Genomic DNA, 21,393 nt, shown 5'->3' on the forward strand with positions numbered 1-21,393 from the left:
TATAAAACGAAAAAAAAAGGGAAGCAAAAATTGCTTCCTTTTTTTATGCAAATAATCAGAGCGTATTCAAATTTTACATATATTTGCATACCAGAACAGAACAGAACGGTTTATGTTTTTTGAGTTAGATTTTAATAGTGAAATTCCAAAATACCAGCTTTTGATAAATGCCATTAATGACGGCCTTTCAAATAATACACTGGCTAGCGGTGACGCTTTACCATCTGTAAACAGTATCTGCAAAGACTATAACTTGTCTCGCGATACCGTTTTTAAGGCGTATTCTATTTTAAAGGACAATGGTGTGGTAGAGTCTGTTCCAAATAAAGGCTATTTTGTAGCCGGCAATACCCGAAAAGTGCTTTTGGTTTTAGATACTTTTAAGGCTTATAAAGAGGTAGTCTATCATGCTTTTGTAAATAATTTGCCGAAAAACGTCATTGTTGATGTTCAATTCCATCATTATAACATCAATAACTTTAAAACGATTTTGACAAACGGTAAGGGCAAATATTTTAAATATGTGGTTATGTCTTTTAGCCATAAAGAGGTACCTTCAATTTTATCTGAAATTGATAACGAAAGCTTGTTATTGATTGATTGGAACATGTATTCAAAATCAAATAACAATTACGTTTTTCAAGATTTTGGAAAATCATTTTTCACGGCTTTAAATGAGGCTGTTATTCGGTTCAAAACCTATAAAAAGCTCGTTTTTGCTTATCCTACATTCACGAATCATCCTATTGAAACAGTAAAGTATTTCAAGAAATTCTGTGAAGAAAACCAGTTTAAATATCAAGTAATTACAAATCCAGAGGAATTTAAAGTTGTCAAAGGTGAAGCCTATATTAGTGTAAGTGATCGGATTTTGGGTGAATTCTTGGAGCAATGCCGAAGCAAAAACTTGGAGCCAGGAAAAGACGTGGGCTTTTTGTCATACAATGAAACGCCTATGAAACCCTTTATTTACAAAGGGATTTCGGTAATTTCAACTGATTTTAAACAAATGGGGGCGAAGGCGGCAGAGTTCGTTACAACCAAAGAACCCTTACAAACCTATATACCAACAAAATTAATATTAAGAGAATCTTTATAAGCCATGTATTATTTAGGATTAGACATTGGAAGTTCGTCCATTAAGGCTGCAATTGTTGAAATAGCGTCAGGAAAAAGCATTGGCGTTGTTCAAGAGCCAGAAAAGGAAATGGGCATGTTTGCCCAAAAAAATGGATGGGCAGAACAGGAACCAGAAGATTGGTGGAAACATGTCTGTAATGCCATTAAAAAGTTGCAAAAGCAGTACAACATATCTGCTAATAGTATTAAAGGTATTGGCATTTCATACCAAATGCACGGTTTGGTTATTGTTGATGAAAATGGAAAACCTTTAAGAAAAAGCATTATTTGGTGCGATAGTAGAGCAGTTAAAATAGGAAACGATGCGTTCAATGTTATTGGTGAAGAAACGTGTTCTAGTGCATTATTGAATTCTCCTGCAAACTTTACGGCTTCAAAATTAAAATGGGTAAAAGAAAATGAACCTGAAATTTATAGTAAGATCCATAAGTTTATGTTGCCTGGAGATTATATTGCCTATAAGTTTTCAAACACCATCAACACAACAATTTCAGGGCTATCCGAGGGCATTTTTTGGGATTTTAAAAATGACCAGATTGCTGATTTCTTGATGGAACATTACGGTATTGATAAAGCTTTGGTGCCAGACATTGTTGAAACTTTTGGTAAACAATCTGTTGTTGGTGCAAAAGGAGAAAAGGAAAGTGGTATTGTGGCAGGAACGCCTATTTTCTATCGGGCGGGCGACCAACCCAATAACGCTTTATCGCTAAATGTATTTAATCCCGGTGAAGTTGCAGCAACTGGTGGTACATCAGGTGTAGTATATGCCGTTACTGATAGTTTGTCGGTTAAGGAAAGTTCTCGGGTTAATAATTTTGCCCATGTTAATTATAAAAAAGGGGCAAATGCAAGAATTGGAAAATTGCTATGTATCAATGGAGCGGGAATTCAATACCGTTGGTTGCTCAATAATCTTGCGGTGGATTCATACGAAGAGATGAACAATTTAGCAGAAAATATTCCAGTTGGGTCCGATGGGGTTTGTTTGATTACATTTGGGAATGGGGCTGAAAGGATGCTAAACAACAAAGAGATAGGTACAAGAATTTTAAATCTAAACCTTAATATTCACCATAAAGGTCATCTTTGTCGTGCTGCTCTTGAAGGCATTGCTTTTTCATTTGTTTATGGTGTTGAAATTTTAAAGTCCGACGGCATAAAACCTAAAGTAATCCGGGCAGGCAACGATAATTTATTCCGTTCAGAAATTTTTGCAAATACAGTATCAACCCTTATTGGACAAGAAATTGAAATTTACAACACAACAGGAGCGATTGGTGCAGCACGTGCCGCAGGTTTGCATAAAGGCGATTTTAAAAATTTTGGAAAAAACATCATGGATAACGACCATGTAATGACATTTAAACCGCTAAATGATAAAGTACCATATTTGGAAGCGTACAATAAATGGAAAGACGAATTAGAACTCATATTGAACAAAAAATAACAAATTAATAAATCAACGATTAAACATTAAAAGCTATGGCATTAATAGGAAACAAAGAATACTATAAAGGTATTGGCAACATTAAATTTGAAGGAAAAGAATCAGACAACCCATTGGCGTTTAAATATTATAACCCAGACCAAGTGGTGGCTGGAAAAACCATGCGCGAGTGGTTTAAATTTTCGGTAGCTTATTGGCATACCTTCTGCGGTCAAGGAAGTGACCCGTTTGGACCAGGAACACAAAGTTTTGAATGGGATAAAGCTTCAGACCCAATTCAAGCGGCGAAAGATAAAGCTGATGCGGCTTTCGAATTCATAACCAAAATGGGATTTGGTTACTACTGTTTTCACGATTTCGATTTAATAAAAGAAGGTGCAACTTTTGCCGAATCGGAATCAAGATTGGCAACAATAGTTGATTATTTAAAACAAAAACAAGCCGATTCTGGCGTGAAGTTACTTTGGGGTACCGCAAACTGTTTTTCAAATCCGCGTTACATGAATGGTGCTGCAACCAATCCGGAATTTAGTGTTGTAGCTAGGGCTGGCGGACAAATAAAATTGGCACTTGATGCTACCATGGCTTTAAATGGTGAAAACTATGTGTTTTGGGGTGGACGTGAAGGTTATATGAGCCTATTAAATACAGATATGGGTCGTGAGCTGGACCATATGGGACGCTTTTTGGGTATGGCAAGGGATTATGCACGTTCTAAAGGGTTTAAAGGTAATTTCTTTATAGAGCCCAAACCAATGGAACCATCAAAACACCAATACGATTTTGATACAGCTACAGCTATTGGTTTCCTAAAGGAATATGGTTTGGACAAAGATTTCAAAATAAACATAGAAGTGAATCACGCAACCTTGGCGCAGCACACGTTTCAACATGAAATTGAAGTTGCAGCAAAAGCAGGTATGCTAGGAAGTTTAGATGCCAACCGCGGTGATTATCAAAATGGTTGGGATACAGATCAGTTCCCTAATAATATTCAGGAAACTACTGAAGCTATGTTGGTATTCCTAAAGGCAGGTGGTTTGCAAGGTGGAGGTGTTAATTTTGATGCTAAGATTAGACGTAATTCAACCGATTTGGAAGATGTGTTCCTGGCTCATATTGGGGGAGCAGATACGTTTGCCAGAGCCTTGTTGATTGCAGACAAAATAATCACCTCTTCTCCTTATGAAAAACTTCGTAAAGAACGTTACAGCAGTTTTGATTCAGGAAAAGGAAAAGATTTTGAAAATGGCAAATTAACCATGGAAGATTTGTATAAAATAGCTCAAGAGAATGGAGAGTTGCCTTTAAAAAGTGGTAAACAAGAGTTATTTGAAAACATTATAAATCAATACATTTAAGAAATAACAAACTAACCTAAAGAAGCATTATGGGAGCATCAACCAATTCAAAGTATTTGATAAAACTCACTTTAGTTGCAACGCTTGGCGGTTTATTGTTTGGATACGATACAGGCGTAATTTCAGGAACTGTTGGTTCGTTGGAGAGTTTTTTCGTAGCACCAAAAGGTTTGTCTGAGAATGCAGCAAATGCCTTTAAAGGGTTTATTGTAGCAAGTGCTTTGATTGGTTGCATTGTTGGAGGTCTTATAGGCGGAATTGTAAGCAAAAAGCTAGGCAGGAAAAATGGATTGATTTTAGCTGCTGTATTGTTTTTGGTTTCCGCTCTTGGGTCTGCCATGCCAGAGATGATTATTGCACCTATCGGTGAATTGGACCATACGTTTTCTACAATATTCATTATATATAGGATTACAGGAGGAGTAGGTGTTGGTTTGGCATCAATGCTGTCGCCGCTTTATATTGCTGAAATTGCGCCAGCCGAAAGTAGAGGTAAGTTGGTTTCCTTTAATCAATTGGCCATTGTAGGAGGTTTTATGGTGGTTTATTTTGTGAATTACTTTATCGCTAGGGGCGGTGGTTCAGACGAATGGTTAAATGCTGTTGGTTGGAGATGGATGTTCGCTTCCGAAATTGTGCCGGCCGGACTATTTTTGTTCCTATTATTCTTTGTGCCAGATACACCCCGTTCTTTAATGCTGAGAAGTAAACCGGAGCAAGCTTTAGAGATTCTCAGCAAAGTAAACGGTAAAGAACGTGCTTTGTCAATAGTGGAGGAGATAAAGGCCACTATGGTTCAACATTCAGGAAAACTTCTATCCTTTGGCTGGTTGGTCATACTTATTGGTATTGCACTGTCTGTTTTTCAGCAATTTGTCGGTATTAATGTGGTACTTTATTACGCACCGGAAATCTTTAAATCCATCGACCCTAATACCGATGGAGCATTATTACTAACCATTATTGTCGGAATAGTCAATTTCTTGTTTACAATAATTGCGATTAAGACTGTGGACAAATTTGGTAGAAAACCATTGATGATAATTGGGGCAATGGGCATGGGTGTGGCCATGTTGTCATTAGGATTTGTGTTTTTTTTAGGTGCCACGGGTTATTTAGCTTTGGGGTGCATGATGTTGTATGTTGCTAGTTTTGCAATGAGTTGGGGACCTGTTACTTGGGTATTGCTTTCTGAAATATTCCCTAATAAAATTAGAGGACGTGCCATGGCCATAGCGGTTGCTGCCCAATGGGTGTCAAACTATTTGGTTTCATTAACCTTCCCAATGATGGATGATAATACATACTTAACAGAACAATTTAACCACGGATTTGCATATTGGGTTTATGGGGTGATGTCTTTGGTGGCTATGTGGTTTGTTCGGAAGTATGTTCCAGAAACAAAAGGGAAAACTTTAGAAGAAATGGAAAGTCTTTGTGAAAAATAATTCTGACTGGGTATTTAATTGATGGGTTTTCTTGAGATGATTTTTTTATTGCACTGATTAACAGTTAATTAATGTATTTTGTTTTTTAAGTAGAAAATAGACTAATTAAATTTAATTAAAAAAGTACCACATGACAATGGTAAAATGGACGTTATAGTTGTTATCTAAGTATAAATTAAATTTAATTGAAGAATGAAAAAACAAATTATTGTTTTTATATTGTTTTTTGTGGGTTTAACTACAGCTTTCGCACAGGACTGGAATACAAATTTTGCCTTAGCAAAAGAAAAGGCAACTTTAGAAAATAAGCCCATTATATTGGTTTTTCAAGGCTCGGATTGGTGTGCCCCCTGCATTAAACTTGATCGTGAAATTTGGAGTACAGATGAGTTTAAGGCTTATTCCAAAGCACATTTTGTTATGCTAAAGGCAGATTTTCCGCGAAAAAAACAAAATGCTTTGTCAAAAACTCAAGCCAAAGAAAATGCAACTTTAGCTGAAACTTATAACAAGAATGGTATATTTCCCTTTGTTGTCGTTCTAGATAATAAAGGCAAAGTAATGGGACAGACAGGTTATAAGAAAACCACACCAAAATTATTTATTGATGAGCTAAATGCATTTCTAAATTAGTTTGAAAAGCCTAATTACTTCTTTTTTAATAGTATGCTCCATAGTATGCTCGGCGCAAAAGACATTCACGCGCACTCTCAAACTTATGGGTAGCCGATTTGACATTTCAGTGGTCGATCAAGATTCGATTTCAGCAAACGAAGATATAGATCTCGCTGTCGCAGAAATAACAAGAATTGAGAAACTAATATCCTCTTGGAATCCAAATTCCCAAACTTCAGAAATCAATAATAATGCAGGAATAAAACCTGTACAAGTTAGTGAGGAACTTTTTGGTCTCATTGAAAGGGCTATGGCCATATCAAAATTAACTGATGGCGCTTTTGATATCAGTTATGCCTCAATGGATAAAATTTGGAAGTTCGATGGAAGTATGACAGTCATGCCAATAGAGAGCGAAATAAAAAATTCGGTAGCCAAAGTTGGCTATGAAAACATTGTTTTAAACAAAGAAAACAGAACTGTTTTTCTAAAGCTTGCTGGAATGAAAATCGGTTTTGGAGCCATAGGCAAGGGCTATGCGGCAGACAAGGCAAAGGCCCTATTAATGGCCAAAGGTGTGCCTGCTGGGATTATAAATGCTTCGGGCGATATGAATACTTGGGGCAAGCAACCAAACGGGAGTGAGTGGAAAGTAGCTATAACCAACCCATTAAATAAAAATAAAGTTTTCGCTCTACTGCCTATCACAAATGGTGCCGTGGTTACTTCTGGAAATTATGAGAAATATGTTGAATTTAACGGAAAAAGATTTACCCATATCATTGATCCGAGAACGGGTTATCCGTCAAGCGGCATTATTAGCGTTACAGTTTTTGCTCCAAAAGCAGAACTGGCAGATGCACTGGCTACATCAGTTTTTGTTATGGGTAAAGAGGCTGGGTTGGACAGGATAAATCAATTGCCGCAAATAGAATGTATTATTATCGATGATGAGGGCAACATTATTAAATCCGAGAATATTCAAATAGAAAAATTATGATAAAGCGTTTTTTAATTTTAATGGCTATGGCTTGCATTTTTTACAGCTGTACTGTTGTTAAAGAATACGAAAAGGTAAACATTAACGATCCAGATATGGCGCTTACAACACATAAGAGCGACCGAAATGTAAGTACCATGCATTCATACCGAGAAGCCGCCGTTGGCGCAAACGGTGGAAAAACAGGAGGGGGCTGTGGTTGTAATTAATTATGGAAAATCAATTAAAAAAAATAATTTTTTTGTTGTGCATTTTCACGTTTGTGAAAACTATGGCACAAACAGACCAAGATGCAACCAACGTTTATAAAAAGCGTGTTTTAGAAACCAGTGAAGTCGATTTTTTGTCAAGTTACTATTCGCAAAATGGTGATAATGCTGCTGTAACTGGTGGTAATGGCACTGAGGAGCTAACTGATGCTACGGCAACTTTTGTAGTTTCAATGCCCATGAATGATGATGACGTTTTGACTATTGATGCTGGAATTTCAGCGTACACATCGGCTTCTTCAAGTAATATTAATCCTTTTGATGACGGATCAGCAGACCCATTTCAGGCATCTTCTGGTGCCTCAAGTAGCGATTTGTGGGCTAATCTTACCGGAAGTTATAGCCATAGCTCTGATGATAGGAATACTATTTGGTCCACTAAAATTTCCATATCTTCTGAGTACGACTACTTCTCCGTTGGTGTTGGTGGTTCGTACAGCAAACTTTTTAATGAAAAAAACACAGAATTAAGTGTGAATGCCAATGTTTATTTAGATACTTGGAATCCCATTTATCCTTTTGAATTAAGACCTTTTGAAGCTGGTGGAAATGGGTTGAACAATAGGCTGTTTACAACCAAAACCATTACAGGAAATGCCAATTATAATCCAAGCTTTCAGAGGTTCAGCAATCAGGGACGTAACTCATATTCCTTAGGGTTTGGCTTTTCCCAAATTCTTGATAAAAATGTGCAAGGTTTGTTGACCGTGGATTTTATAAAACAGCAAGGTTTGTTGTCCACGCCTTTCCAACGTGTATATTTTGCTGACGTTGCAGATTCTTTTATTGATAGTTTTCAATTGGCGGATGCTATTGAACAATTGCCAGACAGCAGATTTAAAGTAGCATTTGGAGGTCGTTTAAACTGGTATTTGAATGAAAGATTGACGATGAGGTCGTTCTACAGATACTATTTTGATGATTGGGGAATCAATTCGCACACGGCAAGTATAGAGTTTCCAGTTAAAATAACCGACAAGTTTACGCTTTACCCGTCCTATAGGTTTTATAACCAAACATCTGCAGATTATTTTAATCCGTATGAAGTTGCTTTGTCAACTGATGAATTCTATACTTCAGATTACGATCTTTCAGAATACACTGCAAATCAGTTTGGTTTCGGGGTTACCTACACCGATATTTTTGCGAAACCACACATTTGGAAATTGGGTCTGAAAAGTATAGATCTAAAATTTTATAAATATGACAGGGATACTACATTTGGCTCCAGTATTGTTACCACAGGCTTCAAGTTTGTGATGGATTAAAATGAAACCCTGAAACTAAGGTTTGGGGTAATGCCCAAAGAAGACTGTGAAACTTCTTCAATGGAATTGTCGTTGCCAAGAAGATAATACGTGTTTAAATTATTGTTGTGATTAAGCAGGTTCAAAACAGAAAATCCTATTTCACCTTTAATTTTTTTAGACAAATTTATTTGATAGTTAGAGGACAAATCAACCCTAAGATAGTCTTTTAATCGAGTGCTATTAGCAAGTTCATAATTTATTTTGTTGTTGTTAATTTCATCTCCAGATATGGGTTTTGTGGTTGGTTTACCAGAATGCCAATTGAATCCACCGGAAAATTTAAAATTGTTGAGATTATAGGAGGTTCCAAAGGTAATGGTATTTGTGATATCAAAATTCGTGTGAAATTCATCAGCACGAAGCGTTTCAAAATCGTAATAGCCATCCATCAAGGTATAGCTCAGCCAAGTGTTTAAATTTTTGAATTGCTTTCTCAGTAGGAAATCAAAACCATATACGGTGTAATCTCCAAATGTTCTTGAATAAATGTATTGATTTTGAAACCCTTGGCTTTGCGATGTTATTCCCGTCACCTTTTTAAAATAACCCTCTCCGTTAATCAACCAACCACCTCGGTTATATTGCAAACCCACAGAAGCCTGTTTACTTTTTATAACAGGAATATTGGTGTTGTTTGATAATTGCCATCGGCGTTCATCAACACCTAAAAAATCGCCCTGCAAATTGATGATTTGAGAGGTGACTTGATGTTTAAACTCTCCAAGGACTTCCAAATTTAAATAGTTGTTAATGGCTCTGTTGAAGCTTAATCTCGGCTCAAAAATATATGTATTGAATTTTGGGATGTAATTTGCACGCAAGCCAGCCGTTAGTGCATTTTTTTTGTTTTCTGAAATATATTTTACTTGTGAAAAAATATCGTGTGTTCTAATTACTTCGGCAACAAAAAGGCTATATGACGGATTATTTACGTCATCATAGTTGGTGACTTGGGTTTCAGTAAATTGATAGCCATTTAAGATTGAAAATCTGTTGTTGAATTTATAGATGGTGTTAAGTTTTGCCCCTGTTTCAGAAACCTTATTGGTTTGATATGCACGCTGGTTAAGGCCAATGTTTTCATTAATGCCTTTTATTTGGTAGTTGGTTTCGTAAGCTTGCAAGGTTATTTCGAAAGTTGGACTCCAGGTTCTTTTGTAAAATAAACCTCCTCCGTAACTAATTTGCTCAAGACTGCTCTGCCGTGATTCAATAGAACCGTTCATAGTGGCATTTTCATCAAATTTTAGTTCATTTTCAAGCGTTAAAAAATTTAATCTAATTTGGTTCTTTTCGTCTATTTGGTATAGCCATCTTAAACTGGTATCAAAAAAATCGAACTCAATATTTGAGTTGTTTTGGCTACTATTATTGCTGTCCAATTCAGAATTCTGTTTTATTCTCTTAAAAAATGAATCGTAGGTTGGGGTCTTGTAAAAATCGCTCAAGCCTTTTCGTGCTGAAATTTGTAGCGAAGAGTTTTTGCTTGTAGGCACATCGGCAAAGGCATCCAAATTCAAGAAATTTATGCCAATACTGGCCTTAAAATCAGGATTTGTAGCGTCAGTAGTTTGCATTTCAATAGTGCCAGATACGCCATCGGTATAATTGGCACTCGAACCATTTTTTATGAGCGTAACGTTGTCAATCATTTTGGGGTTAAAAATAGATACCAGCCCAAAAAAATGTCCAGATTGATACATTTTAATGCCATCCCATAAAAGAAGGTTTTCATCATTGCTACCCCCACGAATGTTGATGTTTGATACCGTTTCATCAACACTTTGTATTCCAGGTAGAGCTTGAACCGTTTGCAGAATATCAGGTTCAATCAAACCGGGCAAAATACCGAACTCTGAAACATTAATTTTAAACGTTCCGTTTTTGAGTTTACTAATTCCTTCAACTAAATAATTAGATAAAACAACTTGCTTTAACTTAACCAATTTGATATCTAAATATATGGTGGCACAGGAATCTCTTTTAAAGTAGTATAGAGGTTTTTTTAAAGGTTTATATCCCAAATGTTGAAACAGGAGGTTTTTCTCATTTTTTTTTATTTCAATCTGAAAATAACCATTGTCATCACTACTTGTTGTGGTGTTTTGGCTCTGTATGGTTGCATTAGCAATTGCAGTATTGGTTTCGGTTTCTTTAAGGTAGCCACATAAAAAAAAGGAATCTTGTTCAGTTATGGAAACAAAGTCGTTTAAAACGGAAAAATTTAAAGAGGTTTGTTTCTCTAAATCAATTAGAGCTTCTTCAAACGAACTATTTTCTGGTGGAAAGGTTACCATAACACCATCTATGGTGCTGAATAGGTAATTAAAACGATATGGATATTTTTTTTCCAAATGCTCTAAAACTTCAAAAAGGAGTACTTTTTGTTGCTGTGCTTGAACATTGAATGAAAAAAAAACAAAAAATAGGATTACTACATACCGTACGTTATTCAATTTGATGCAATGAAATTTTAGACGATGAATCCATAACAAACTTTAGCTTTAAGGGGAGGGTAATGGATTTTAGGGCTTCCTTTAAGTTATAATGATTAAAACCTCCTGTAAATAATTGATTTGCCGTATTTTCGTCAACTGAAATTTCAACATTGTACTGTCTTTCAAGTTCCTGAACAACTTCAGAAAAAGGTACTTTTTTAAAGTAACTGGCATTTGAAAGCCACAATGGTTTACTGCCTGCATCAACTATATCTGTAGTGACTTCTCCATTGATGATTCTATACATGTTTCCGGGAAGTACCGCCCATTTTTCTTTGCCATAAGTTAATAGTACTTGACCTTCAAAGCAACTCACCTCAAATAGGTTTTTTCGGTTTTTTACATTGAATCGCGTACCCACTACGGTTACTTTGCCAACGGCGGTATTAACATCGAAATTTGAACCTTTAGCTACCTTAAAAAAAGCTTCCCCTTCTAAAGTAACAGATCTTTTATCTGCCCAGGTTTTTTCATCATACTCAATTTCAGACGCTGCGTTTAGGGTAACTTGTGATGCATCTGGAAGTTGAACCAGTCTTTTTTCAGCAGCAGCGGTTTCAATGCTCACCGTATTATTTGAAAATAATAGAAAATAAACAGCAAAACCTACAACTAAAACACTAGCAATTTTCAACATTGGATTCAACCAGTTGTGTTTTTTCTTTAAATGCTTTTTAGCATCAATTTGTGGCTTGAGTTCATCAAAATCCTTTGCTTTTGAAAAGTGGGACACACTGAAAACAGGGGCTTCATCAACAATTTTTTTCAAAAGTTCGTTGTCCTCAATCAGTTCAAAAGCTTTACCCTCTTCTTCTGTTAAATCTCCGGCAAGCCATTTTTTATTTAAGTAATCTTTGTCCATAGATTATGCTTTACTATTATAACAATTTGGAAGACTTTTTTGCGTAAAAATTATTGAATTCTTCAAGTTCAGCTTTCAGCTTTAATGATGCGTTGTAAACCCTACTATCAACAACGCGCCTTGTAACACCAAGTATTTCGGCTATTTCGGTATGCGATTTTTTATCCGCTTTGCTCATCAAAAACGTAATGCGCTGTTCTTCTGGTAATGTGCCCAATGCCTTTTGGTATTTTTTTAAAAACTGTTTTTCCTCTAAAATAAATTCTGGGCTTTCATTGGTATATTCCTTTGGTTTTTCTTCTTTGTACCGCATAACCACTTTTTGGTGTTTTATGTCATTCAGCATTAAATTGTTGGCCACTTTAAATAGAAATGACCGTGCTGAGGAAGGTTTTACGTTTTTGCAATTTTCCCAAAGTTTAATAAAAGCTTCCTGCATTTTGTCATTTGGATCCAGGTGCGACCCAAATTTGTAGTACAAGAAATCATGCAGGTTTTTGGCGTATTTATTATAAATTCCTGAGAAAATCTTTTCTTCACAAATATGTTCCCGAATATCTTTTGGCATTACGGTTTATTATTGGTTAAATTTAGAAAAAATTGTTTTAGTACGTAATTTGGTTGATTAAATTGTTATATCTACGTAACGGATTAATTAAAAAGTTGTTGTGAATATTAAAATAAAGTTATTTCTTACATTGTTGGTGTTGGCTGTTTTTTCGGCTTGCCGAAATGACGAGTATCGCTTTGGAGAGCCTTTAAATGGTGAACCTTTGGTTAAAGAATCAATGGTTGCTAACTTAATCAAGCGCACCACATTAAAAGATGGTTCTTTTGATAACATTATTGACAGTGCAAGTTGCATCACCGTAAAACTACCAGTTCAATTGATGGTTAATGGTAACCAAGTTACAATTAATACAGTAGATGATTATGAAATAATTGCATCTATTTTTAGTGAAAGTGACACGGATACCGATACCCTTACAATTACCTACCCAATCACAATTATCTTGGAAGATTTTACTGAAGTGTCTGTTAATTCAAAAAGTGAACTTAATATTTACAGGAATGAATGTGACGATGAAGACGAAGAAGATGACGATATTGAATGTATAGATTTTGACTACCCAATTTTAGTAACAACATACAATACTTTAACCGATAAACTAGATGCTGTGAGCATTGATAGTGACAAAGCTCTTTATGAATTTATTGAAGAGATTGAAGATTATCTCATTGTCAACATAAACTTCCCAATAACCCTAACGCTTTACGATGGTACGTTTGTAAGCATAAATAATCTAGATGATTTACAATTGGCCATTGAAGACGTTATCAATGCATGCGATGAAGATGACGATTTTGATTTTGAAGATGATGACCATCATTCAACAGAAACAGAAGAAAGCTTCAAGGCTTTGATTGCACAATGTCCACTAAAAATATATGAACTTGTGGTTAGTGGCCAGCATCAAGAAGCTCAGTTTAGTGGTTTTGAATTTGAATTTAACTCTGATGGTTCAGCCATCGCAACCAATGGATCTAGTACTGTTTACCAAGGTTCTTGGTATGTAAGTTTAGATACTGGATTAAGGTTGACCATAGGTTTTGATGATTTTTCAATAATTAGACATACTTGGCGACTTAAAGAAATAAATCCTGAGGATAATGGCACCCAAATCGATTTACAGTTTGGTGAGGACGAAATGAAATTGAAGCAAGCTTGTCCTTAAATAACATTTAAGCTTTTAATTGCAGCGAAACTTCAACCGAAACGGTTTTAGCAGAACTTAGTGTTTTTGGGCAGTTCAATACCTTTTCAAAATCAAATTCTGAAGTATCTAACGTTAAGTTGGCTTTAATAAAAACGGTATCATCTATTTTTTTGATGCTGCCTAAAAAGGTTTTTTGTTTTTTATTGCAAAGCACTTTTAAGTCCCCTTTAAAAATTACGGTAGATTCACTTTCAGATAATTCAGAATAATCAAATTCTAAAAGCTCTCCAAAAAATTCAATTTTAGGAATTGCAGGAAAGACAATAATTCCATTTTCAAGGTCTTCATTTTTTTTAAACAACGAAATTCGAAGGTTATAATCTTCTAAAATAGATTCAATTTCAAACTTGTTTTTTAATGGTTGCCTTGAATAAGACTTTGCCATGTAAAATGTTATGTCGCCTTCAAAAGCTCTGTAAACTGGGTTTTGATTTTTAATTGCATTCGCCATAAAATAAGTTTTTAATTATAGTTTATCATGTAGGTTAAGCTATAATAGATTACTATTAATCATGGGCTGGATTACTTAATTCAATATATGCTCTTTTGTATATAACAACTTTAAAGGCTTTTTTACTGAAAAAAGATGAAATCAATCACTTAATCGATGTTGGTTGTCCAATTTTTAAAAAAAGTTCTACAAATTCTTAAAATCTCCGTGTAAACTTTAAAGTTGGGTTGTTATATAAATAAACATTGGTATTAGGGATTTTAACCAACTGAATAATATATAATATTTTGACACGCCCCTTTCATAATCTATATATCGCTGTAATGGTTGCAATTACTTTAATTGTAACTGCTTATTTGGTGTACACGGGCTACACATATTACAGTCTGCCCTTAGAAGAACGATTTTACCACCCCCGACACAATTGGTTTAAACCCAGCGGAATTTATGGACAGGGATTGGGTGTTTTTGGAACATTAATGATTTTAATTGGTGTTTTAATCTATATAGCGCGTAAACGCTATAATTTTTTATCGAAAGCAATTCGTTTAAAATACCTATTGGAGTTTCACATTTTTTTGTGCACGTTGGGTCCCATCCTTATTTTATTCCATACAACATTTAAGTTTGGCGGCATTGTTTCCATTGCGTTTTGGAGCATGGTGGCGGTAGTCTTGAGTGGTGTGGCCGGAAGGTTTATTTATATTCAAATACCCAGAACCATTGAAGGTAGGGCGCTAACTTTAAAAGAAGTTAAAAACCTAAAAACCGATTTGCCTTCGGTGCTAAATGAAAAGTTTGATTTTGATGCCCAAACGCTTCAAGTCATTGAAAATGTAACCAATTCGGAAAATATATCTTACAACAATGTAAGGCAGTTAAAAAGGGAGTTCAAGTTGAAGAAAATACCCAAAGAAGACCAAAAATATATTTTAAAATTGGTTCGGGACGATGTGAAGCTTTCGGGCAAAATAGCACGACTGGAAACCATGCAAAGGTTATTTAAATATTGGCATGTGGCGCATTTGCCATTTGCTTTAATTATGCTAGTCATTGTAGTTCTGCATATAGGAATTACAGTGGCTTTTGGCTATAAATGGATATTTTAAATGGAAGAGGTACTGTTAGAACAAATATTGGTTTATGGCACGGTATTTATACTTTGTGCGATAACAGTCTTCTTTTACACCCGAAAAAAGAAGGTGAAATCGGTTATTGTTGAAAAGAAAGTTGAAATAGCCAAAGAAGAAGGCCTTTTTGAGCCCGTTTCGCTATATCCCCACATTAACTTAAACTATTGTATTGGTAGTGGGGCCTGCATAACCGCTTGCCCTGAAAAAGACATTTTAGGTATAAAAGATGGTGTTGCCACGGTAATCAATACCGCCAACTGCATTGGTCATGGTGCCTGTTTTCATGCGTGTCCGGTAGAAGCCATTACCTTAAAAATTGGGACTGAAGCTCGAGGGGTAGATTTACCACATGTAAGCGAGTCGTTCGAAACCAACTTCAAAGGCATTTATATTGCTGGTGAGCTGGGTGGTATGGGGCTCATTAAAAATAGTGTGGAGCAGGGTCAACAGGCTATTGAAAATATGGTTAAGGCTAAAAAGCCTTCAAAGGAAAATGTTATTGATGTAGTAATTATTGGCGCCGGTCCTGCGGGAATATCGGCAACATTGGCCGCAAAACAACATGGTTTAACTAGTGTAACTTTAGAGCAAGACTCCTTGGGTGGTACGGTGTATACCTTTCCAAGGTCAAAAATAGTCATGACTGCTCCCATGGATTTACCGCTATATGGAAAGGCAAAATTATACAATACCTCAAAAGACGAATTGCTGCAACTGTGGAATAAAGTAATTTCCGAACACGACATCAAAATTCAGGAAAACACCAAGGTTGAAAGTATCATTCCAATAGAAGATAAAACGTTCAAAATAGTGACCAATACCAATGAAGAATTCATTTGTAACCATGTATTGCTAGCTATTGGTAAACGTGGAAGCCCGAGAAAATTGTACGTTCCCGGAGAGGACACCCAAAAAGTGGCCTACCGATTATTGGAGCCGGAAAACATTAAAGATAAAAACGTATTGGTTGTTGGTGGAGGCGATTCAGCTATAGAATCGGCGTTGCTTTTAAAAGATGAAAACAATACAACTTTATCCTATAGAAAAGACAAGTTTGCCAGATTGAAGCCAAAAAATCGGGAAAAAGTTCAACAGGCCATAGAAGATGGTTCGATGAAAGTTATATACAACTCTAACGTAGTTTCCATAAATGAAAAGGATGTGTTGTTAAAGATTGATGAAGATGATGAGGTGAAACAAATAGACAACGATTTGGTTTACATTTTTGCTGGTGGGGAACTGCCAACAAGCTTTCTGGAAAAGGCCGGTGTAAAAATCACCAAGCGTTTTGGATATACCATGAAAAGCCATTAAAACACTATTTGAAAAAGTTAATAGTACATATAGCAATTTTGGTTTTTTGTGCGGCCTTGGGCAATGCGCAGATATCTCCTGGTGAGTTATCTGAAGCACATAAAGAGTTGGAAGGCATGAGCAATTGTACCCAATGTCATGAGTTGGGAAACAAGGTTTTAAACAGCAAATGTTTGGATTGCCACAAAGAAATACAAGAGTTGATTAGTAATAAACATGGTTTGCATGCCAGTCCAAGTGTTGTTAAACAGGATTGTTTTAAGTGCCATAGTGAACACCATGGGAGGAAGTTTGATGAAATTCATTTTGATGAAGATAATTTTAACCATAGCGAAACAGGATATGAATTAGAGGGTAAGCACGCCACGATTGATTGTAGAGAATGCCATATGCCAGACAATATTCAAAATAGTGAGCTGAAAAAAAAGAAAAACACATTTTTGGGTTTAAACCAAGAGTGTTTAACCTGTCATGACGATTTTCACCAAAAAACACTGTCGCAAGATTGTATTCAGTGCCATGGTTTTGATGCCTTTAGACCTGCAACAAACTTTAATCATGATAATACCAAATTTGCCTTAAAAGGAAAACATATTGATGTGGAGTGTATTGAATGTCATAAGGAAACCACTAGAAACGGAAAAGAATTTCAAGAATTTACAGGGTTGGCGTTTGATGATTGTATTGCCTGTCATGAAGATGCTCACGAAGCTAAACTTCCGGGGGATTGCAAATCTTGCCACAAAGAAAGTGATTTTAATTTATTTTTTGGACAAAAAACCTTCGACCATAACTTAACCCATTTTACTTTAAAAGGAAAACATCAAGAAGTTGATTGCTATGAGTGCCACAAAGAAACCGACAATCCGCTATTGGTTTTCCAAGATAATTTGCGCATAACGGAAAACAATTGTGCCAAATGCCATGACGATGTTCATGATGGTAAATTTGGTCAAGATTGTGCCAAGTGCCACCGCGAAACCAGTTTTTCATCTATTAAAAACATCAAAAGTTTTGACCATAGCGTTACAGATTACCCATTGGAAGGCAAGCACCTTGAGGTAGATTGTAAAAAATGCCACAAAACGGGCCATTATACAGACCCCATTGACTTTTCGGCATGTAACAAATGCCATAAGGATTATCATAAAGGTGAGTTTGCGGTAAATAATGTGTCGCCAGACTGTGTGGAATGCCATTCGTTGCAAGAAGGTTTCGATTATAGTTTATTTACGCTCGAGCGACATGAGGAAACCAATTTTCCTCTAAAAGGCGCACATGTTGCCACACCTTGTTACGCTTGCCATGTTAGTAAAGAAAAGCAACGATGGACATTTGTTGATATGGGTTCAGAATGTGTGGATTGCCATAATGATATCCATGAAGATTTTATTTCAGAGAAGTTTTATCCAGAACAAAACTGTACGGCTTGCCATGTTAATGATTCATGGTCTAGCATTGATTCATTTAACCATTCAAACACAAAATGGCCACTTACAGGAAAACATCAAGATGTAGCTTGTAGTGCGTGTCATTTTAGCGAAAACGAAAAAAATAAGTCTGAAATAGTACAGAAATTCATCGATTTAGATTCAGACTGTATAGCATGTCATGAAAATGTACATGAAGATAAATTTGCCATAAACGGTGTAACCGACTGTGTGAGGTGCCACGTCACAACTAGTTGGATGCCCGAGAATTTTGATCACGATACCACAAATTTCCCTCTAGAAGGTAAGCACAGAGAAGTTGATTGCAAGGCTTGTCATACGAGCACCATAATTGACGGTAAAGAAGAAGTCATTTACAAGATAAACAAATTCGAATGTATAGACTGCCATTCATAATAGGGTTGTTTTTGATGGTGACATCGGTTTTTGCGCAATCGCCCCACGGGGAAGATTTCAAGATTAATTGTAACCAATGCCATAATCCATCAGGTTGGGAAATAGATATTTACCTCATGCGTTTTGACCATGGCAAAACAGATTTTGCACTTGAGGGTGCCCATGCACAAACAGATTGCAAAGCCTGTCATGAAACGCTCGTATTCAAGGGAGCCCCGAAAGATTGCGCTTCTTGCCATAACGATGTGCATAGCATGTCCGTGGGAAATGATTGCGCCCAATGCCATACCACCAAAACTTGGATTGTTGACAATGTTCAGGAAATACATGAAGCCAACGGATTTCCACTTATTGGGGCGCACGGAGGTTTAAGTTGTGTAGAATGCCATACTTCGGAAACGAACATAAGATTTGATAGAATCGGTAATGATTGTATTAGCTGCCACAGGCAAGATTTTGAGGCAACGCAGCATCCTAATCATACCGAATCTGGTTTTTCAACAAATTGTGTTGAATGCCACAGCCCTCTAGGAACTGGATGGGAGAGTGATAAAATTGCCAATCATGATTTCTTCCCACTTACTTTGGGTCATGACATACAAGATTGTACCCAATGCCATAAAACAGATAAATTTTCTGATGCCGACCCAAATTGCGTAACGTGCCATCAGGCTGATTATGATGGAACGTTAAATCCGCAACACAGAAACAATGGTTTTCCAACAGATTGTGTAAGCTGTCATACCACAAATCCAGGGTGGAAACCGGCTAATATAAATCATGATTTTTTCCCATTAACCCGAGGACATGATATTCAAGACTGTAAAGCATGCCATATTACTGATAATTTTTCGGATGCTGACCCGAATTGTGTGAGCTGCCACCAAACGGACTTTGATGGTACAACAAACCCGAACCATAGCACCGTTGGATTCTCAACGGATTGCGCAAGTTGCCATACAACAATACCTGGTTGGACACCAGCGAATATTAACCATGACTTTTTCCCTTTAACACAAGGTCATGATATACAAGATTGTACCCAATGCCATACCACGGGTAATTTCGCCGATGCGGATCCAAATTGCGTGAGCTGTCACCAAACGGATTATGATGGCACCACAAATCCAAATCACACTACTGTTGGATTTTCAACAGACTGTGTACAATGTCATACAACAATACCAGGTTGGACGCCTGCAAACATAAACCATGACTTTTTTCCATTGACTTTGGGCCATGACATTCAGGATTGTACGCAGTGCCATACCACAGGCAATTATAGTGACGCTGATCCAAATTGTGTAATGTGCCATCAAACTGATTATGACGGTGCAACTGACCCTAACCATAGTTTAAATGGTTTCCCAACGGATTGCGCAAGTTGCCATACTACGGTACCTGGTTGGACACCAGCGAGCATAAACCATGACTTTTTCCCATTGACTTTGGGCCATGATATTCAAGATTGTACACAGTGCCATACCACAGGAAACTTTGCAGATGCGGATCCAAATTGTGTGAGCTGTCATCAAACTGATTATGACGGTGCAACTGATCCTAACCATAGTATAAATGGTTTCCCAACAGACTGTGCAAGTTGTCATACCACAGCTCCAGGCTGGACGCCAGCAAGCATAAATCACGATTTTTTCCCGTTAACACAGGGCCACGATATACAAGATTGTACACAGTGCCATACCACGGGTAATTTCGCCGATGCGGATCCAAATTGCGTGAGCTGTCACCAAACGCATTATGATGGCACCACAAATCCAAATCATACTACTGTTGGATTCTCAACAGACTGTGTACAATGTCATACAACAGTACCTGGCTGGACGCCTGCAAACATAAACCATGACTTTTTTCCATTGACTTTGGGCCATGATATTCAGGATTGTACACAATGCCATACCACAGGTAATTACAGTGATGCTGATCCAAATTGCGTAAGCTGTCACCAAACTGATTACGATGGAACTACGAATCCAAATCATAGCTTAAATGGTTTTCCAACCGATTGTGTGAGCTGCCATACCACAAATCCTGGTTGGACACCGGCGAACATAAATCATGACTTTTTCCCATTGACCTTGGGCCATGATATTCAGGATTGTACGCAGTGCCATACCACAGGAAATTTTGCTGACGCCGATCCAAATTGTGTGAGTTGTCACCAAACGGACTATGATGGAACGACCAATCCAAACCACAGTTTAAATGGTTTCCCAACGGATTGTGCAAGTTGTCATACCACAAATCCGGGATGGACACCGGCGAACATAAATCATGACTTTTTCCCACTGACCATGGGCCATGATATTCAGGATTGTACGCAGTGCCATACTACAGGTAATTTCGCAGACGCCGATCCAAATTGTGTGAGCTGTCACCAAACGGACTATGAAGGCACCACAAATCCAAACCATAGCGCGAACAGTTTCCCCACAGATTGTGCAAGCTGCCACACCACGAACCCTGGTTGGACACCTGCTAATATTAATCATGACTTTTTCCCTCTGACCTTGGGCCATGATATTCAGGATTGTACCCAATGTCATAAAACAGCAAATTACAGTGATGCAGATCCGAATTGTGTGAGCTGTCATCAAACGGATTATGATAATGCTACAAATCCGAATCACAGGGCAACTGGTTTCCCAACAGATTGTGTAGAGTGCCATACTACAAATCCAGGATGGACGCCTTCAACGTTCGATCACAATCCATATTTCCCGATTGATAGCCAAAGTAGGCACAAACAGCCGGATCAATGGGATACTTGTATTGATTGTCATATAGATCCTAGCAATTTTTCAGTATTTGACTGCATACATTGCCATACGCGAGACCATAACACAAACCAAGGAAATCAAAGATGTTACGAATGTCACCCCCGGGGCAGAGCGTAACA

General features: G+C 37.0%; 17 protein-coding genes. 13 read left to right on the forward strand and 4 right to left on the reverse strand.

All coding sequences use genetic code 11. The features are described from left to right. Positions 1-112 precede the first annotated feature (112 nt). The 8 genes from WJN01_RS06510 (at position 113) to WJN01_RS06545 (ending at position 8,551) form a co-directional block, all read left to right on the forward strand. Positions 113-1,099 (forward strand): GntR family transcriptional regulator, encoded by a 987-nt coding sequence (locus WJN01_RS06510; protein ID WP_445196345.1) that lies wholly within the window; start codon positions 113-115, stop codon positions 1,097-1,099. A 3-nt stretch (positions 1,100-1,102) separates the two neighbouring features. After that, positions 1,103-2,590: a xylulokinase gene (locus WJN01_RS06515; RefSeq protein ID WP_445196346.1), complete on the forward strand. Its 1,488-nt coding sequence runs from the start codon at positions 1,103-1,105 to the stop codon at positions 2,588-2,590. A gap of 35 nt (positions 2,591-2,625) precedes the next feature. After that, positions 2,626-3,951: a xylose isomerase gene (gene xylA, locus WJN01_RS06520; protein WP_445196347.1), complete on the forward strand. Its 1,326-nt coding sequence runs from the start codon at positions 2,626-2,628 to the stop codon at positions 3,949-3,951. A 29-nt stretch (positions 3,952-3,980) separates the two neighbouring features. Beyond that, positions 3,981-5,399 (forward strand): D-xylose transporter XylE, encoded by a 1,419-nt coding sequence (gene xylE / locus WJN01_RS06525; protein ID WP_445196348.1) that lies wholly within the window; start codon positions 3,981-3,983, stop codon positions 5,397-5,399. 192 nt (positions 5,400-5,591) lie between these two features. Further along, positions 5,592-6,032 carry a thioredoxin family protein gene (locus tag WJN01_RS06530; protein WP_445196349.1) on the forward strand — a complete coding sequence of 147 codons (441 nt, stop codon included), beginning with the start codon at positions 5,592-5,594 and terminating at the stop codon, positions 6,030-6,032. A 1-nt stretch (position 6,033) separates the two neighbouring features. Beyond that, entirely contained in the window at positions 6,034-7,014 is a 981-nt protein-coding gene (locus WJN01_RS06535) for an FAD:protein FMN transferase (RefSeq protein WP_445196350.1), read from the forward strand. Then, the gene (locus tag WJN01_RS06540) at positions 7,011-7,223 is read left to right on the forward strand and encodes a DUF4266 domain-containing protein (protein ID WP_445196351.1); all 213 of its coding nucleotides are present in this window, start codon (positions 7,011-7,013) and stop codon (positions 7,221-7,223) included. Before WJN01_RS06535 ends, WJN01_RS06540 begins: the two co-directional genes overlap by 4 nt. 62 nt (positions 7,224-7,285) lie before the next feature. Beyond that, positions 7,286-8,551, forward strand: coding sequence for a DUF3570 domain-containing protein (locus WJN01_RS06545; protein ID WP_445196352.1), 1,266 nt, complete (start codon positions 7,286-7,288; stop codon positions 8,549-8,551). On the opposite strand, the gene WJN01_RS06550 is transcribed toward WJN01_RS06545, so the two are convergent. Genes WJN01_RS06550 through WJN01_RS06560 form a run of 3 tightly spaced genes read right to left on the reverse strand, consistent with a single transcriptional unit; the run spans position 8,548 to position 12,521 of the window. Then, complete coding sequence (locus WJN01_RS06550) at positions 8,548-11,049, reverse strand: TonB-dependent receptor (RefSeq protein ID WP_445196353.1); 2,502 nt, start codon at positions 11,047-11,049, stop codon at positions 8,548-8,550. The genes WJN01_RS06545 and WJN01_RS06550 overlap by 4 nt on opposite strands. After that, positions 11,042-11,953 (reverse strand): FecR family protein, encoded by a 912-nt coding sequence (locus tag WJN01_RS06555; RefSeq protein WP_445196354.1) that lies wholly within the window; start codon positions 11,951-11,953, stop codon positions 11,042-11,044. Before WJN01_RS06555 ends, WJN01_RS06550 begins: the two co-directional genes overlap by 8 nt. 16 nt (positions 11,954-11,969) lie before the next feature. Continuing rightward, the gene (locus tag WJN01_RS06560) at positions 11,970-12,521 is read right to left on the reverse strand and encodes an RNA polymerase sigma factor (RefSeq protein WP_445196355.1); all 552 of its coding nucleotides are present in this window, start codon (positions 12,519-12,521) and stop codon (positions 11,970-11,972) included. Positions 12,522-12,621: 100 nt separating this feature from the next. On the opposite strand from WJN01_RS06560, the gene WJN01_RS06565 reads away from it, so the two are divergent. Beyond that, positions 12,622-13,689 carry a hypothetical protein gene (locus WJN01_RS06565; RefSeq protein WP_445196356.1) on the forward strand — a complete coding sequence of 356 codons (1,068 nt, stop codon included), beginning with the start codon at positions 12,622-12,624 and terminating at the stop codon, positions 13,687-13,689. A 7-nt stretch (positions 13,690-13,696) separates the two neighbouring features. Here WJN01_RS06565 and WJN01_RS06570 read toward each other — a convergent pair whose 3' ends face one another. Further along, positions 13,697-14,182 (reverse strand): hypothetical protein, encoded by a 486-nt coding sequence (locus WJN01_RS06570; RefSeq protein ID WP_445196357.1) that lies wholly within the window; start codon positions 14,180-14,182, stop codon positions 13,697-13,699. 323 nt (positions 14,183-14,505) lie between these two features. Between WJN01_RS06570 and WJN01_RS06575 the strand changes: the two genes are divergently transcribed. The 4 genes from WJN01_RS06575 to WJN01_RS06590 are packed head-to-tail and all read left to right on the forward strand — an operon-like array spanning position 14,506 to position 21,391. Further along, positions 14,506-15,291 carry a hypothetical protein gene (locus WJN01_RS06575; RefSeq protein ID WP_445196358.1) on the forward strand — a complete coding sequence of 262 codons (786 nt, stop codon included), beginning with the start codon at positions 14,506-14,508 and terminating at the stop codon, positions 15,289-15,291. Next, on the forward strand, positions 15,292-16,629 hold the full coding sequence (locus WJN01_RS06580; RefSeq protein WP_445196359.1) for an NAD(P)-binding domain-containing protein: 1,338 nt from the start codon (positions 15,292-15,294) through the stop codon (positions 16,627-16,629). An 8-nt stretch (positions 16,630-16,637) separates the two neighbouring features. Continuing rightward, a complete protein-coding gene (locus WJN01_RS06585) occupies positions 16,638-18,476 on the forward strand; it encodes a cytochrome c3 family protein (RefSeq protein ID WP_445196360.1) in 1,839 nt (612 codons plus the stop codon). Next, positions 18,455-21,391 carry a hypothetical protein gene (locus WJN01_RS06590; RefSeq protein WP_445196361.1) on the forward strand — a complete coding sequence of 979 codons (2,937 nt, stop codon included), beginning with the start codon at positions 18,455-18,457 and terminating at the stop codon, positions 21,389-21,391. Before WJN01_RS06585 ends, WJN01_RS06590 begins: the two co-directional genes overlap by 22 nt. Positions 21,392-21,393 lie beyond the last annotated feature (2 nt).

Origin of the sequence: Tamlana sedimenti (assembly GCF_038148895.1) — a bacterium.
In the GTDB taxonomy this organism is placed as follows: Bacteria; Bacteroidota; Bacteroidia; order Flavobacteriales; family Flavobacteriaceae; genus Tamlana.

Bases quoted from the DNA above. Each gene is read 5' to 3' on its own strand.
- WJN01_RS06540 (WP_445196351.1), top strand. From the start codon at position 7,011: ATGATAAAGCGTTTTTTAATTTTAATGGCTATGGCTTGCATTTTTTAC.
- WJN01_RS06515 (WP_445196346.1), top strand. From the start codon at position 1,103: ATGTATTATTTAGGATTAGACATTGGAAGTTCGTCCATTAAGGCTGCA.
- xylA (WP_445196347.1), top strand. From the start codon at position 2,626: ATGGCATTAATAGGAAACAAAGAATACTATAAAGGTATTGGCAACATT.
- WJN01_RS06545 (WP_445196352.1), top strand. From the start codon at position 7,286: ATGGCACAAACAGACCAAGATGCAACCAACGTTTATAAAAAGCGTGTT.
- WJN01_RS06590 (WP_445196361.1), top strand. From the start codon at position 18,455: ATGTATAGACTGCCATTCATAATAGGGTTGTTTTTGATGGTGACATCG.
- WJN01_RS06560 (WP_445196355.1), bottom strand. From the start codon at position 12,521: ATGCCAAAAGATATTCGGGAACATATTTGTGAAGAAAAGATTTTCTCA.
- xylE (WP_445196348.1), top strand. From the start codon at position 3,981: ATGGGAGCATCAACCAATTCAAAGTATTTGATAAAACTCACTTTAGTT.
- WJN01_RS06530 (WP_445196349.1), top strand. From the start codon at position 5,592: ATGAAAAAACAAATTATTGTTTTTATATTGTTTTTTGTGGGTTTAACT.
- WJN01_RS06570 (WP_445196357.1), bottom strand. From the start codon at position 14,182: ATGGCGAATGCAATTAAAAATCAAAACCCAGTTTACAGAGCTTTTGAA.
- WJN01_RS06555 (WP_445196354.1), bottom strand. From the start codon at position 11,953: ATGGACAAAGATTACTTAAATAAAAAATGGCTTGCCGGAGATTTAACA.
- WJN01_RS06575 (WP_445196358.1), top strand. From the start codon at position 14,506: ATGGTTGCAATTACTTTAATTGTAACTGCTTATTTGGTGTACACGGGC.
- WJN01_RS06580 (WP_445196359.1), top strand. From the start codon at position 15,292: ATGGAAGAGGTACTGTTAGAACAAATATTGGTTTATGGCACGGTATTT.
- WJN01_RS06510 (WP_445196345.1), top strand. From the start codon at position 113: ATGTTTTTTGAGTTAGATTTTAATAGTGAAATTCCAAAATACCAGCTT.